Origin of the sequence: Streptomyces sp. Z26 (genome assembly GCF_003665095.1) — a bacterium.
GTDB lineage: Bacteria > Actinomycetota > Actinomycetes > Streptomycetales > Streptomycetaceae > Streptomyces > Streptomyces phytohabitans.
The window spans coordinates 20,225-33,394 of record NZ_RCHV01000002.1 but is presented as its reverse complement, the minus strand read 5'-3'; the positions used below and the strand labels follow the sequence as shown (position 1 = coordinate 33,394).

The window sequence follows — 13,170 nt, the reverse complement described above, 5'->3', positions numbered from 1 at the left end:
CATGTCGATCATGGTGACAGTTTTCCGAATATTGCAGTGGCATGAACCCGCACTGCTCGGTGTCGTGTTTCCCGTGTCTCCTTTGCGTCGCTGATCATGTTGCTGGGAGGCAGCGGGCGGAGGGGGACGGGGTCAGCGTGAGTAGACGGAGGGGGTGACGCGGTTGCCGGTGACGATGCCTGCGACGACCGCGCGGTCGATTGTCGCGCCGTCGGGGCGGTGGGAGGTGACCCATGTCAATTCGTCGATGCGCTGGGTGCCGGTGGCTTTGTTGGTCAGGTCGAGGACAAGGAGCTGACCGAAGGGGGCGTTGGTGTTGCTGTATTCGGATGCCTGGGTGAGGTACTTGCGTTCGAGATGGTCACGGGTGTTGTCCGTGGAGTCCATCTTGATCTCGGTGAGGTAGCGCAGGGCGCCGAAGTGCACCAGGACATCGGCACGCCCCAGAGCGGCGTCGATGGGCTCGATACTGACGATGTTGTGCAAGGGGCCGGCTTGGAGCCAGCCGTGGAAGTCTCGCTGCAGGTCGTCCTCCAGCGGGGCTCGTTGTCCTTGCTCGGGCTGACGGCGGTAGTCGTAGGGCTTCTCGCCTTTCCTTCCTGGGCCGAGCAGGCTCTTGCTGGTCAGATCGGAGCGGCTCTTGAGGAAGAGCAGTGTCTGTTCGACGAGGGCTTCGAAGGTATGCCTGACCTCGCCTGTGAAGTCGGGGAATGCTGAGAGTTCGGCGATGAGACGGTCGAGTTGAGGGATGATCAGCGGGTCGGATGCCTTGAGGCGAGCGACGTCGCCGTTGTAGGCGATGCCTTCGATGGTGAGCAGTGCGCTGTCGTCCAGGCCCTGGGCGATCCGCAGGGCGTCGTCGAGGCCGAGATTGAGGACGAGGGTGGGAGCAAGGCGGTGCAGCCGGGGGGCGGTTCGTCCGCTCTGATCATCTTCGTCCAAGTCGCTTGACCGCTGCGGGGTCGTGTTCTGCTGCCGGTCCTGCATCCGCTTGCTGAGGTTGGAGGCCAACTGGGCGGCCGTTGTGGCGTCGAAGACGGCGTCAGGGTGCTCGTGTGGTTGCTGTGCGGCGTGTTGCAGGGCGGCGAGGAAGGACTGCTGTTTTAAGAAGCCTTCTTCGATGGCGGGTTCCACCAGCGTTGCTAGGCCGGTGAGTTCGGCGGCGTTGCCGACGGGCTGGACCGTGCGGGCTGAGCGGTAGGCGGCGAGTACCGCGTCCAGCGCACGCCACGGGTCCATCCACACCGGCTGGTGGAGCAGATCGCTCGCCGCGCGAAGTTGGAGGAGCAGACGGCTCCAGGCGATCTCGGCCGACACCCGGGGCTGCAGCCAAGCGGGTTGGTGTGTGCCCAGAAGCCAGGCTGCCCGTCGGTGCATGGCGTTCTCGATCGCGTCCGCGGCGGCGGAGACTTTGTCGGCGTCGTGGGAGGTGAAGCCGAGGAGGGCGTCACAGACCGCGGCGTAGACGCTGGCGTCGTCGCGTGCTTCCTCGGCGGCGCCAGCGGCGGCGAAGTACCTGCGGGCCTCGGCGGTCTGGCGGGTGACATCGGTGAGGGAAGAAGAGCCCAGGGCCTGGCGCAGCCGGTCGCAGCCAAGTTCGAACATCGCGCCGGCGTCTGCGGCTTCGTCCACCGACAACTGCTCCAGCAGGCCGCGCACCGTCGAGGTGACGGCTTCCTCTTGGGCCCAGCAGTCCAGGGCAACCCCGAGGATGCGGGGAACACATTCGAGGAAGTCCTCGGGCCCGTTGGTGGGCAGTTCGTCCAGTGTGCCCCAGACTTTGTAGGGGCTGACGGCCTTGGAGGTCGCCAGCCGTACCGCGCCTTCGAGGCGCGCCGCCGCCAGAAGGGGTGTTTGCCGGAGCGTGTCGGCGAAGCCGTTCAGGAGCGCGTTGTTGAGGGATTTGGCCAGGGCCTGGGTGGTCTGTGGGCTGCGCAGCAGCGCCTCGAGCGTGCTCGTCAGGTGGAGGAAGCTGTGCTGGCCGGCCAGACCTGCGGCGAACGAGGCTGCGGTGTTCGTCCACTGCGCCTCGCCGTGGTCGTAGGCGTGTGCGATGGCCTCGGCGAGCAAGGCGGAGAACGGCCCCGCCGCGACCGTGGCGGCTTCGCTTTCGACGACGTCGTTCGGCAGTGCGATGGTCGTGAAGTTGATCGCCTCGCTGTCGGCTGCCAGGGCGCACAGGCGGTCGGCGAGCCGGGTCACGGCCGCCGCTCCGCCCCGAGCGCGCGGTGCACGGTGCTCACCACAGTGGCGCGCCGTCGGCGGCCTCGATGACGCTGTCCGGGGGCAGGACATCATGGGCGAGTACGGGGTCCGCGGTGGTGATCACGGCCTGGAGCTTATTGTCGGCCGCGAGCTGCGACAGTTCCTTCAGAAGGGTGTGTGCGTCCAGGTCTTGGACCTCCTCGGCCTTGGGGCTGTCGATTAGGAGGAGGCCGGGGTGTGTGGACACGCCGTGCGCCGCGCCTACGCGCAGGAGCGCGATGACCACCGCGATGCGAAGACGCAGGCGCTCTCCCGCGCTCTGTTTCCCGAAGCGGTCCTCGATGCCGCCGTCCTTGGTGACCTTCAGCCGTGCGGAGCGGTCGATCTCCACGGACTCCAGCGACACGATGCCGAAGCGACGGCCGAGCTCGGCGATCTCCGCGTTGAGTGCGCCGAAGAGGGCGGCCGCTGCGTCCTTGCTGTCGTCCTCCAGGATCTTGGCGCCTGCGGCCAGGATGTCCACCGCCGCCGTTTCGGCAGGGGCAGCGGCGGTCGGCCGGGGTTTCGGAAGGAAGTCGAGCGCCCCTTCGAGCCGCAGCACTGCTTCCTGGGCTGCCAGCCTCGCCGGTAGCTGCGACGCGGTCTGGGCACGCCGCAGGCGCTCTTGCACCGCGGCGAGTTCTTCGGTGACCCGTGCCAGGTCTTCCTCGGCCGGGCCCAGTGTGTCCCATGCGGCTTGCTCTGCCGCCTCGCTCGCACTCAGCCGTGTCTTGGCCTCGGTGATGACGTCCTCGGGGGTCTCGTCATCGCCCTCGACCGGTCGGGCGCACACGGCGCACGCATGGGTGGCACTCTCCCGCAGTCTGCGCTCTTCCTCGATCGCCTGATCGCATCGCGGACAGGCGCGTGGATCCAGTCCGTGGAACAACCGGCGCGCGGTGGCGCTCTCGGTGACGTCGTTGAGCATCTTGGTGTCCTGCTGACGCTGGGACCGTGCCAGGCGGTGCGCCTGCACCAGCTCGTTCCGCGTCTCCTGCGCGTCTACCACCCGGCCGGCGAGTGCGACGGCCCGTTCGGCGAGACCGGAGAGCGACTCCTCCATGGCCGACTCTTTGTCGAGAGCCTCCAGGCGGGCGCGGGCTTGCGTCAAATCGCTTTGTAGTTTTACGCGTTGGGAATCGAGTTCGCCGGCGATGGCTGCGGCGGTTGCCGCACGGGCCTTGTTCTCGTTGACCCGCACATCCAGGGCGGTTTTCACGCGGGTGAGGGCGGCCGTCGCCGGCAGGTCCAGGAAAACCTGCAGCAGTCGGCCCGGTAGCCCCGCCATGGTGAGGTCGCCCAGCAGAGCCTTGTCGCCTCCGGCGGGCAGGTAGATGGCGCCGTAGTAGGCGGGCCAGCCGTGGGTCTGGGTGGCGGTGCCCTTGTAGCTGTTGACCAGCGGCTGCAGATCGAGTCTGCCGAGCATCAGCGCCTGGACCTGTTCGGCGTAGCTGGCGGAACTGGCGGCCCGGATCAGCGGTGAGACGTCTCGTGCCGGGTCGGCCTCGCGCAGCGACTGCAGTTGCGTGACGTCCATGGCGGTGAGCACGACTGCCGAGACGATCTCACCTTCAGCGATGTCGAGTCGAAAGCCCATCGCCTGTCCGGCTACTACGACATCGAGGTCCAGGGTGCTCAGCCAGTTCCGCACCCCGCTTTGCAGTTCACGGGGAGTTCCGCGTAGACACCACGTCACCAGTTCCAGGACGCTCGTCTTGCCGCGGAAGTTGGACGCCACCAGGGCGGTCATCCCGTCGGAGAAGCGCATGGTCGAGTCGAACGGCCCCGGAGCGACGGACCCCGTGCGTACTCCGCTGACCCGCAGCCGGTGCAGGCGAAGCGACCGCGGCCGGGACGGCGTCGCGACCAACGGCAGACCGTAGGTGGCGAACACGTCCCGCACGCCCTCCTCCGGCACACCAGCGCGTTCCGCGATCCGCGACTCCAACAACCGTTCGATCTCGCTCACTTGACCTCCGCTTCGCGCTGCGGCGCAGCAGCCTGCGCGCGGAACTGCTCCAGTCGCGTTCGGGCCTGCGCGCTGACCGACCCGATTCGCGTGCCCCGATCGGTCTGCGCGTACTCCCGCTGCAAGTACTGTCGTGCCTTCAACTCGGTGCCACCCAGCCCGTCGGCCAGCGCCACCACCAGCGCGACACGCTCCACGTAGTACTGGAACACGGGCTCCTGGGAGACGATCTCATTCGCCACCCGGCGCCCGTCGCCGAGCAGGAAGTAGTCATGTTGGCGGACACGGCTGACGGTGCCTCGACGCCGGACGGCGATTAGACCGGCACTGCGCAAGACGGCCAGCGCGTCGTCCAGCGGCTCGTACGCGCCGAAGTGGTGCCGCAGCATCGGGTAGCGCCGCACCTCGGGTTCTTCGGAATCCAGGATCTCCCCTGCCAGGTGCAGCAGAGGCGCCTCACGACTGCTCTCGTAGTCGGTGAGCAACTCATCCGCGAGGTAGTCGGGATTGCGAAGCCAGAAGTCCAGCTTCTGCAGCCGCACCTGGGTACGTACGACGCCGACGGCGGAGGCGAGTGCCGGATCAGCCAACTCCGGCTGGATCGGACTCTCGCCGGCACTGTCGATGAGCAGCAGGACGCGCACCGCGTCCTGCTCCCGACTTGTCACCGGCGCTTCCTGCGCTCCTCCGTGCGGTTCGTGATCCACCGCGCCAGCGTAGCGCCGGGTGAACATCACCGGACAAGCTGTGACAGGTCTTCTTGGGGCGCGGGTAATAGCTCGGCGGCACTCGGACTGCGAGTCGGCCTTGCCCCGGGGCGGCCGCTGCCGGGGCGAGGCCGATGCCAGGAACTGGCCAAGACGGAAGGCACTGCAGAGCCAGCTAGCATGCGCGTGTGCGCGGTCTGGTGGGAATGTCGAGGCACCATTCGTCCGAGTGAACAGCTGGGTTGGAGGTTCACTCCCGGCTCGTAGTCTCGCGTCGGGTTCGTCCGTCACAGAGGACGGTCCCTGGCTGAACTGTCTTGCGTGTCAGTGCTGTTCGACGTTGGAGACTGTGGTTGATCACCGTGTCGTTATCCGCACGCCCGCCTCACAGTAGTCGCCACCAGTGACCGCGCTGGAGGGCGCCCCGACGGAGGAGCTGGGCCGGCATCGGGATGAGCTGAGGCCTGCCGGAGTGGTCCAGTTGCTCTGGCTACGCGGGGCGGGGGAGTTGACCACCGCGCATGTGAGGCTGGTTGCCGAGTCGGCGGGCGTGAGCATCCGTACGGTGTGGCGCTGGCTCAAGGAGGCCGAGGAGAGTGGCACGCCGGAGAAACCTGCCAGGAAGCGTCTGCGGATCACCGACGAGATCATCGATGTCCTCGCCGACTACCAGGGCAACGTCAAGCGTGCCCATGAGCACTTGGTGCGCGCGGCCCTGGCGGCGGGGGAGAAGCCGATCGGTCTGACGACGCTGCACGACGCGATCGCCCGTGACCTCGACCCCGGTTTCATGGCGGGCCTGCGGGAGGGCATTCCGGCCGCCCGCGGCTTCGACCCCGCCTTCCAGCGCCCGGCGGTGGCCCGGAACCAGGTGTGGGAGGGGGACCACAAGCAGGCTCCGCTCGTGGTGGTGATGCCCGACAGGAAGCTGTCGAAGGTGTGGGTGACGTGGTTCGAGGACCGTGGTACCAGCTATGTGATGGGCTGGGCGGTCACCGCTGGCTCCGCGCACCGCGGCTCGGTCCTGGCGGCCGTGCGGGCGTCGGTGCTGCGGGAGGATCCTTACGGGCCGGCCGGGGGACTGCCTCACTTGGTACGGGTCGACGGCGGTGCCGACTTCCTGTCCAAGACCGTCCGGCGGGCTTTCGGTCTGCTCGGCGCCCCGGTGCACCGGGTGCGCAGTGCCCGCCATAAAGGCGGTATCGAACGGCTGAACCGCACCAGCATGACCCGCTTCTTCGCCGACCTGCCCCGCTACACCCAGGCGCCCCTGCTTGATCACCGCCGTCGCGTCGGCGAGACGGATCCGCCGCTGGCCTTCGAGGCATTCGTGGAGCTCCTGGGGGAGTGGGTCACCGAGCACAACACCCAGCACGTGGTGAAGCGCACCGGGGTGACGCCGCTTGAGGCGTGGCTGGCCGACCCCACCGAGATCCGTCCCGAGCCCACCCCGGCCGAGCTGCGTGCGTTCATGCTGGAGAGCGACCACAGGCCACGGAAGATCACCAGTCACGGGGTGGAGTTCGCGGGCCGCTGTTACATGCCGGAGAACGGCGTGGGCCGGATCGGGGTCGAGGTGTGGGTGCGGTGGATGCCACACCACAGTCATGAGATCGACCTGTACACCTTCCGCGGCGACCGCTACCTGGGCCGGGCGTTCCTCAGCGACGAGGCCACCGAGGAACTGCGCGCCAAGGTCCTTGCCGACCGCCAGGAGCATAGCGCTGACCTGCGCCGGGCCCTGCAGCGCTCCGGTGAGCGCAAACGCGACCGTTATCTGCCGGCTACCGAACCCCAACTGCCTGTCTCTGCGACCCGCATGACCAAGGAAGAGGCCCTCGCCGAACTCGCGGGCACCAGCCAGCGAGCGCCTGCCGCGCCTCGTCGGCGCGCAGAGCCGTATCAGCCTTTGACGCCCGTCCCGGCCGGCTGGGTGCGCCCCGGCCAAGCCACTGCCCCCGCCGATCTGTCTTCGGAGGACACATGACCACCGCCGCCACTTCTGCCGCGCCGTCCCAGCCGCTCGAATCGGGGCCGCCGCGCCGTCCGGATCTGCGTCCGCAGTTCTTCCTCGGCCTTGAGGACTCCTCACTGGTCGCCACCGACACGCTGCTGCAGATCAAGGACACCGTCGTCGACACCGTCGAATCACGGGCGATGTCGGTGATCTACGGCGACGCCGGGCTGGGGAAGAGTTTCGGCACCCGGGCCACGATCCAGGAGATGAACCCGGATCTGATCCTCCCGCTGGACTTCGCCCGTTCCCGCCCGGGGCCGAAGGACCTGCGCGAGGAGCTGTTCCACCAGATGAATCTGTCCTGCAAGATGCCCGGCACCCCGACCGCTTTCGACAAGCTGCTGCGCGAGACCCTGCCCAGGCGCCCGTATGTGATCGTGTGCGACGAGGCCCAGCAGTACCGGCGGGAGAACTTCGAGTTCCTGCGCAAGCTGTGGGACACCTGCGACCCCAAGCCCGCCATCCTCTTCGTCGGCGGCCGGGAGGCGTACGAGACGCTGCAGAGCGATCCGGCGCTGGCCTCGCGGATCTACATCCGCCTGGAGATCCTGGCCATGACCGAGGACGAGGTCCTCCAGACCGTGCCCGACTCCCACCCGGTGTGGAGGGGCGCGGATGAGGCGCTGCTGAAGCGGGTCGACACCCAGTACGCGCTCGGCTCCTTCCGGGAGTGGGTGAAGGTCACCAAGCACGTGGTCAAGGGCATGGAGCATTTGGGGGTCGACAAGGTCGACGACCGGGTCGTGGACTGGGCCCTGAAGCGATGCTGACCATCCCGCCTGTGCCGTCGGTCGTCTGGGGCGCGGCCGCCGCAGCCGAGCCCTTCGCCGTCATGGACGACGCGGCCTCGTCTGGTCTGCACTTCCTCGACACCCCAGGTGTGCGCACCTTGCTCACCCCGGGCATGCTCGCCGTGGGCGACGCGCTCGTCGACGCGTACTCCCAGGGCCGGTTTGTGTGCGTGCTGGGCGAGGCCGGGGTCGGCAAGACCTTCGCCGTCCACACCGCCGCCCGCCGTCTCGGTGAGCTGTTGCTGTTGCCGCTGCGTTTCCGGGCTCAGCCGACGCCGGCTGACCTGCGAGCCGCCCTTCACCGTGCACTTGGCCTCCGTGGTGAGGCGCCCGCCGACCCAGGGGCCGCCGACGCCTGGATTCGTCGCGCCCTGGCTCTCAAGCCGCGGATCGTCGTGGTCGAGGACGCCCACCGGCTGTCGGCATCCTGCTTCGAGTACCTGCGTTTCCTCCACGACGACCTCCCCCAGGGGCTGTGCGTGGTCCTGATCGCCCAGGCGCGTGGCGAACGCTCCTTGCGCGCCCAGCGGATGCTCGCCACCCGCACCGCCGGCTGGCCCTACATCTGGCCGCTCACCCGCGACCAGGTCCCCAAGGCACTTCCCGCGCTGCACCCGCTGTGGCAGAGCGTCGCGCCCGACGACCTCAAGGCGCTGGACGCCCGCCTCGCCGATGGTTGTCTGCGCCGCTGGATCGTGCTGACCCTTCACACCCAGCGGGTGTTGGCTGCCACCGGAGCAAGCACGCCCGACTGGGACATGCTGCAGGACGCGGCTGACCGGGTCGACGGCGGACGTCGCCCATGACCGCATCCACACTTTCTCCCACCCTCGCCCCCGCTCCTGCTTCACGGGCCGCTACACCCCCGGCGGCGCGGCCGGTGAGGCTGCTGCTGGACGGTGACGACGATTACGCGGTACACCGAGCCGCCTACCAGTGGGCCGATCCCGCCAGCGGCCGGATCACCGTCGATCCCACCCCGCACACCACCAGCCCGGCATACCTCGCGCGGGACGTGCTGCGCGCCATGGGCCGCGACGGATTCTTGCGCCCCGAGGCCGAGCGGATGTCCACCGACCCGGCCTGGCGGGCGGTGACCTGCTGGACCCTGAACTGCGGCCTTGACGAGGTCATCGTGCTGCGCGCCCACCGCCTCACCACCGAGCGGCTGCGCCGCCTGGCCGCGTGGCACGCGGACACCGGTATCCGCCTGACCCTCCTGGTCCACACCCCGGAGCAGACCGACTTCCAGCGCCTGCTCGACCACCTCACAGCCGCCGAGTTGGTGGACGTGGTGACCATACGCGGCACGGCCGCCGTTCTCGAGGCGATCGGCCCGGCCGCCACCGGGCGGCGCTCAGGCCCGCCGCCGCACGATCACGCCTACCCGCTCCCGGTGCTGCCGCGCAGCTCGGTGGCTGCGTTCCGCGCGGACTGCTGGCGCCGCCAGAACGCCACCGACTTCGCCCACAGCGACGGCCAGTACCGCGCCGGCTACGCCGCCGCCCGCACCTGGCTGGCCCGCACCCTGCCACCCCCACCAGCCTCGGACGGCGGCATCGAATCCGCCGACGGTCCGGCCGAGCCAACCCCCTTCACCCTGCAGGAGACCGAGGCCTTGCGGCTGTTCCTGGCCCGCCTGACCGTCTCAAGTCCCAGCGCCGCGCACACCGTGGCCCGCGTGCGCGGCGCCCAGGCCGGCTTCCTCAGCCACTCAGTGCTGCTCAACGTGCCGGACGACCTCACCAGTTGCGCGGGGCCCGGCCTCACCACAGTGCCCATCACCCCGCGCACCGTGCACACGATCACTGTGCGCCTGCCCAACCCGCTGCGCGCCGCCGCCATCGCGGCCCTGTTGTTCACCGGCACCGAGAAGTCGCTGCTGTCGATGACCCAGATCGGATCCGTCGACGAGGACGGCACCACCGTGGCTATCGACCGCGACTCGCGGATCAACATCGGCGAACCTCCTGGGCCCCGGCACCTGTACGCCGTCCCGCCCCGCGCCCGCCCCCTGCTGCACGCCGCCGTCGAATTCCGCCGCCGCACCCCGCGCACCGCTGATAACCACGGCCTGTTCGCGAACTGCTTCGGCACCACACCACGATTCGAGGCCCTCATCGCCGACGCCGGCTTCCCGCTCCCCGTCCTGGCCCACCCCCATGCGGGGGACGACTGGCACACCGCCGCCCGCTGCTGGTACCTGCACACCCCCGCGCCGCCCGCCCCGGACATCCTGCCGCGCCTTGGGGAGTTACGCCCGTGACCGACCAGCCCCAGCCGCCCAGCGACACGTCCGCGGTCGCGTTCGACCTGATGTTCCTGCGGACACGCGCCGCGGAGTGCAGGCTCACAGACGAGGACCTGACCGCGCTGACCGGCATCCCCACTGCCGACTGGGGCACCCACCTCACCCCGCGCACCCTCCCCGCCGCGACCCTGTTCACCCTCGCCCGCGCCCTGAACACCTCACCCGAATCCCTCCTGCGCGTCCCCGAGCGCGCCTCCCGCAGTTCCGTCCCGGGTGCGGCCACCCACGCGACCGTGCTGCACGCCGCCCTGCTGGAGGTCGGCCGCATCCACCCGGACGACCTGGCCTCCGCCCTGGAATGGCCCCCACACCGCCTGAAGCGCGCCGCCACCACCCTGGCCGCACACCTTGAGCAGCCCAGCAGCCCTCACCGGCTCGTCCACACCGACACCACCATCCATCTGACCTGCGTCCCCGGCCTGCTTGACCCGGGGCAGCGGAAGAACCTGCACAATACCGGCCACACCGCCGCCTCCCTCGCCCCCGGCGAGGCCGCCGCCCTCACCCTCCTGCTGCACCGCGCAGCCAGCGGCCTCACCCCCGACCTGCCCGCCGAGCAGATCCCGCGTCTGGCCAACCGACGCCTGCTTGCCCCCTCCGCAAAACAGCAGAGTCCCCACCCGGATGTGTTGTTCGCCCTTGGGCTGGCCGCCCACCCCCTCCTGGACGCCGCCGACCACCGGCACGCCGCTGCGGCTGACGCACACTCCGCCGGCGGCTCCCCGCCGGCGCCCGCCGCTGCCACACCGCCACCACCCGGAGCGCGATGATGCCGCCTCCGCGTACGGCCACCGTGCCCGAGACCGCCACCGGCCCGTGGAAGCCCACATGGTCACCGGGCGATGCCGGCCCCGGCCTGTCCCCGCTCACCGTGGTGCACGACCGCGGCGACGACTACGCCTTCATGGCCGCCGCGCTGGCCGCCCACACCTCCGCGCTCGGCCGTATCACCGTCCACCCCACCCCGGTGGCGAGTGCTCCCGCCTCCCTGGCCCACGACCTGCTGCGCAGCCTGGGCAAACACCTTCCCCTGACGGGGAGCGAGGACGGCGCCTACTGGACTGGCAGCACCGAGACCGCCTGGCGCGCGGTCGCCGCCTGGATCTTGGCGTTGCGCATCGGTCATGTCATCGTCACCCGGGCCCATCGCATCAGCTCCCGGCACTTCGAGTACCTCTTCGCCCTGGCCGAGCTCACCAGAATCCGGTTGACCCTGCTGTGCCACGGCCCGCTCCCGCCTGCGCTGGCCGCCGCGCTCGCCACCCTCCCGCATGAAGAGGCGGACACCCTGGCCGCGGCCCACCGTGCCCTGGCCGCGTCCGCTCCATCACCGCCCGCCGGCCGGTTCGCGTGGTGGGAGGCAGGCGAGCCGTTCCCGCCCCGCGAGGGTGAGCCGTGCTTCCTGCTGCCCACCCGCCGTACGCCGGGCCGCGGCGTGATCGAGGCAGCGGTCCGCCGCCTGGGCTGCGCGGTGCTCCCGCTCCCCGCGGCCGGCCGCTTCCCGTCCCAGCCCGACGAGCCGACTGTGCTCCTCGCGCGCCGGCTCCATACGCGGATCGCCCATCCCGTTCACGCCGCGGCGCTGGCGGTGCGCATCTTCACCGGCTGCCCCGCCACGCAGCTGCAGTGGCCCGCCGCTCACACGACCCCGCCGGCCCGGCAAAGCCGTGGCCCCGAGCGCCCGGCCCCCACCTGGGCGGTGGACTTGATCGAGGCAGGGCGCCGTTTCGGGCAACTGGAAGGGCGCCAGCACAGCGCCCGCCCGCTGCGGCTGAGTCCCTGGGACCAGACGGCCGTGACCGAGGCAGCCCACGCCTGCGGCTTGCACGAGCACCACGGGACCCGAAGCGGCACTCTGCCGCGACCTCGCGTTCCAGGCGGCCGGCCGGCCGGCCGGCCTCGCGCCGCAGCGCGGGCAGCACACCCACGCCGGGCCGGGCAGCATGAGGCGGGTAAACACAACCAGCACCCGCACACACATAGGGAGCAGACGATGACCGAGCCGGGGACAGAACTGTTCGAGGCGATCCGCCGCGACCACCGCGCCGGCGACAGGCTGCCCCGCTCCCTGGCCGCGCGGCACGGTGTGGCCAGAGCGACGGTCAAGGAGGCGATCTCGGCCGTGCTGCCCCTGCCGCATCCCCTCCCGGTCGACGAAGAGGGCCTGGACCAGGCCCGCCAGTTCCTGGATGCGCTGCTGGAAGAAGACCAGGCCAAGGCGCCCGAGGAGCGCCGCTCGGCCTTCGAGCTGTATGAGGAGCTGGACCGTCGCACCGACGGGCTCCCGGTGTCCTACCGGTGGGTGTGGGAGTACATCACCGATCGCCGCTCCCAGCAGCACGCTGACATCGGCTCGCCGGTGCCACATGAGCGGACCTGGGCAGGCAACGTCCCCTCCGACATGCCGGAGTTCGTCACCGATCTGATCACCTGCGCGGTGCGTCACCTGACGGAGCTGAAGATCGAGGGCACCTTGCCGGCGGCCGACGGTGTCGAGCTCGGCATGGTCTCCTTCGGCACTGCCCGGGCCCGGATCGACCAGGCCCTGTGGGAGTTCGCGCTGGTCGGGCGCCGGGCCGGCCTGTCTTACGCTCGGTTGAGTGCCTTTACTGGCGTCCCCGAAGAGGACCTGGCCCAGCAGGTTGAGCGCTATGACCGCCTCATGACTTCTTGACCAGATGCCTCGGTGACACGAAGCCACGTGTCATTCACCGCACAGGTGCGTGAGGTTGGTCGACGCACGGGACGCGGCCTTCCCCCGCGAGACGATCCCGCCCGCCGGGCCGGTTGCCAAGGCATCGCCGTTCCTGCACGCCACATTCCTCGCCGCCGCGCTCGCGCTGCCGCTCGGCGACCGCTACCAGCCCGGCCTGCCATCGCCCTACCTGCGGTGCCAAGCGCTGCCGGTGCTGCCGCGGCGCAAGCAGTACTTCAAGACGGCGCTCGCCCAGGCTTCCGCGTCCGGGTGCCGTGCGCCGCTGTGCGTTCAGGCGGGGCCGCTCGACGGCCAGGCGCTGGCGGCCGAGACCGATCCGGCGGTGCTGCTGCCAGCCGGGGCCAGCAGCCGGGCGGGGGGCACGCGGGTGTCCTGGCGGTGATGGAAGGGGCAGTGTTCGGGGTCCATCGATTGC

General features: G+C 70.0%; 10 protein-coding genes. 7 read left to right on the top strand and 3 right to left on the bottom strand.

Annotated elements, in window-relative coordinates; translation table 11 throughout:
- Positions 1 to 132: 132 nt before the first annotated feature.
- The 3 genes from D7M15_RS00135 to D7M15_RS00125 are packed head-to-tail and all read right to left on the bottom strand — an operon-like array spanning position 133 to position 4,920.
- Entirely contained in the window at positions 133 to 2,202 is a 2,070-nt protein-coding gene (locus tag D7M15_RS00135) for a hypothetical protein (protein ID WP_121515597.1), read from the bottom strand.
- Positions 2,203 to 2,239: 37 nt separating this feature from the next.
- Positions 2,240 to 4,213 (bottom strand): hypothetical protein, encoded by a 1,974-nt coding sequence (locus tag D7M15_RS00130; RefSeq protein WP_121515596.1) that lies wholly within the window; start codon positions 4,211 to 4,213, stop codon positions 2,240 to 2,242.
- Positions 4,210 to 4,920, bottom strand: a complete 711-nt coding sequence (locus tag D7M15_RS00125) for a hypothetical protein (RefSeq protein WP_240649066.1) — start codon at positions 4,918 to 4,920, stop codon at positions 4,210 to 4,212. The genes D7M15_RS00130 and D7M15_RS00125 overlap by 4 nt, the downstream gene beginning before the upstream one ends.
- Before the next feature lie 403 nt (positions 4,921 to 5,323).
- On the opposite strand from D7M15_RS00125, the gene D7M15_RS00120 reads away from it, so the two are divergent.
- From D7M15_RS00120 to D7M15_RS00085, 7 genes are all read left to right on the top strand, one after another.
- Entirely contained in the window at positions 5,324 to 6,907 is a 1,584-nt protein-coding gene (locus D7M15_RS00120) for a Mu transposase C-terminal domain-containing protein (RefSeq protein WP_240649065.1), read from the top strand.
- Complete coding sequence (locus D7M15_RS00115; protein WP_121515595.1) at positions 6,904 to 7,707, top strand: ATP-binding protein; 804 nt, start codon at positions 6,904 to 6,906, stop codon at positions 7,705 to 7,707. Before D7M15_RS00120 ends, D7M15_RS00115 begins: the two co-directional genes overlap by 4 nt.
- Entirely contained in the window at positions 7,701 to 8,534 is an 834-nt protein-coding gene (locus tag D7M15_RS00110) for an ATP-binding protein (RefSeq protein ID WP_121515594.1), read from the top strand. The genes D7M15_RS00115 and D7M15_RS00110 overlap by 7 nt, the downstream gene beginning before the upstream one ends.
- A gap of 74 nt (positions 8,535 to 8,608) precedes the next feature.
- The gene (locus D7M15_RS00105; protein ID WP_240649064.1) at positions 8,609 to 9,994 is read left to right on the top strand and encodes a hypothetical protein; all 1,386 of its coding nucleotides are present in this window, start codon (positions 8,609 to 8,611) and stop codon (positions 9,992 to 9,994) included.
- Positions 9,991 to 10,809 (top strand): hypothetical protein, encoded by an 819-nt coding sequence (locus D7M15_RS00100; protein WP_240649063.1) that lies wholly within the window; start codon positions 9,991 to 9,993, stop codon positions 10,807 to 10,809. Before D7M15_RS00105 ends, D7M15_RS00100 begins: the two co-directional genes overlap by 4 nt.
- Positions 10,810 to 10,832: 23 nt before the next feature.
- Positions 10,833 to 12,713, top strand: coding sequence for a hypothetical protein (locus D7M15_RS28810; RefSeq protein WP_240649062.1), 1,881 nt, complete (start codon positions 10,833 to 10,835; stop codon positions 12,711 to 12,713).
- A gap of 55 nt (positions 12,714 to 12,768) precedes the next feature.
- Positions 12,769 to 13,137: a hypothetical protein gene (locus D7M15_RS00085; protein WP_127201701.1), complete on the top strand. Its 369-nt coding sequence runs from the start codon at positions 12,769 to 12,771 to the stop codon at positions 13,135 to 13,137.
- Positions 13,138 to 13,170 lie beyond the last annotated feature (33 nt).

What these genes read in the sequence shown, in the direction of transcription:
- D7M15_RS00115 (WP_121515595.1), top strand. Translation starts at nt 6,904, where the DNA reads ATGACCACCGCCGCCACTTCTGCCGCGCCGTCCCAGCCGCTCGAATCG.
- D7M15_RS00110 (WP_121515594.1), top strand. Translation starts at nt 7,701, where the DNA reads ATGCTGACCATCCCGCCTGTGCCGTCGGTCGTCTGGGGCGCGGCCGCC.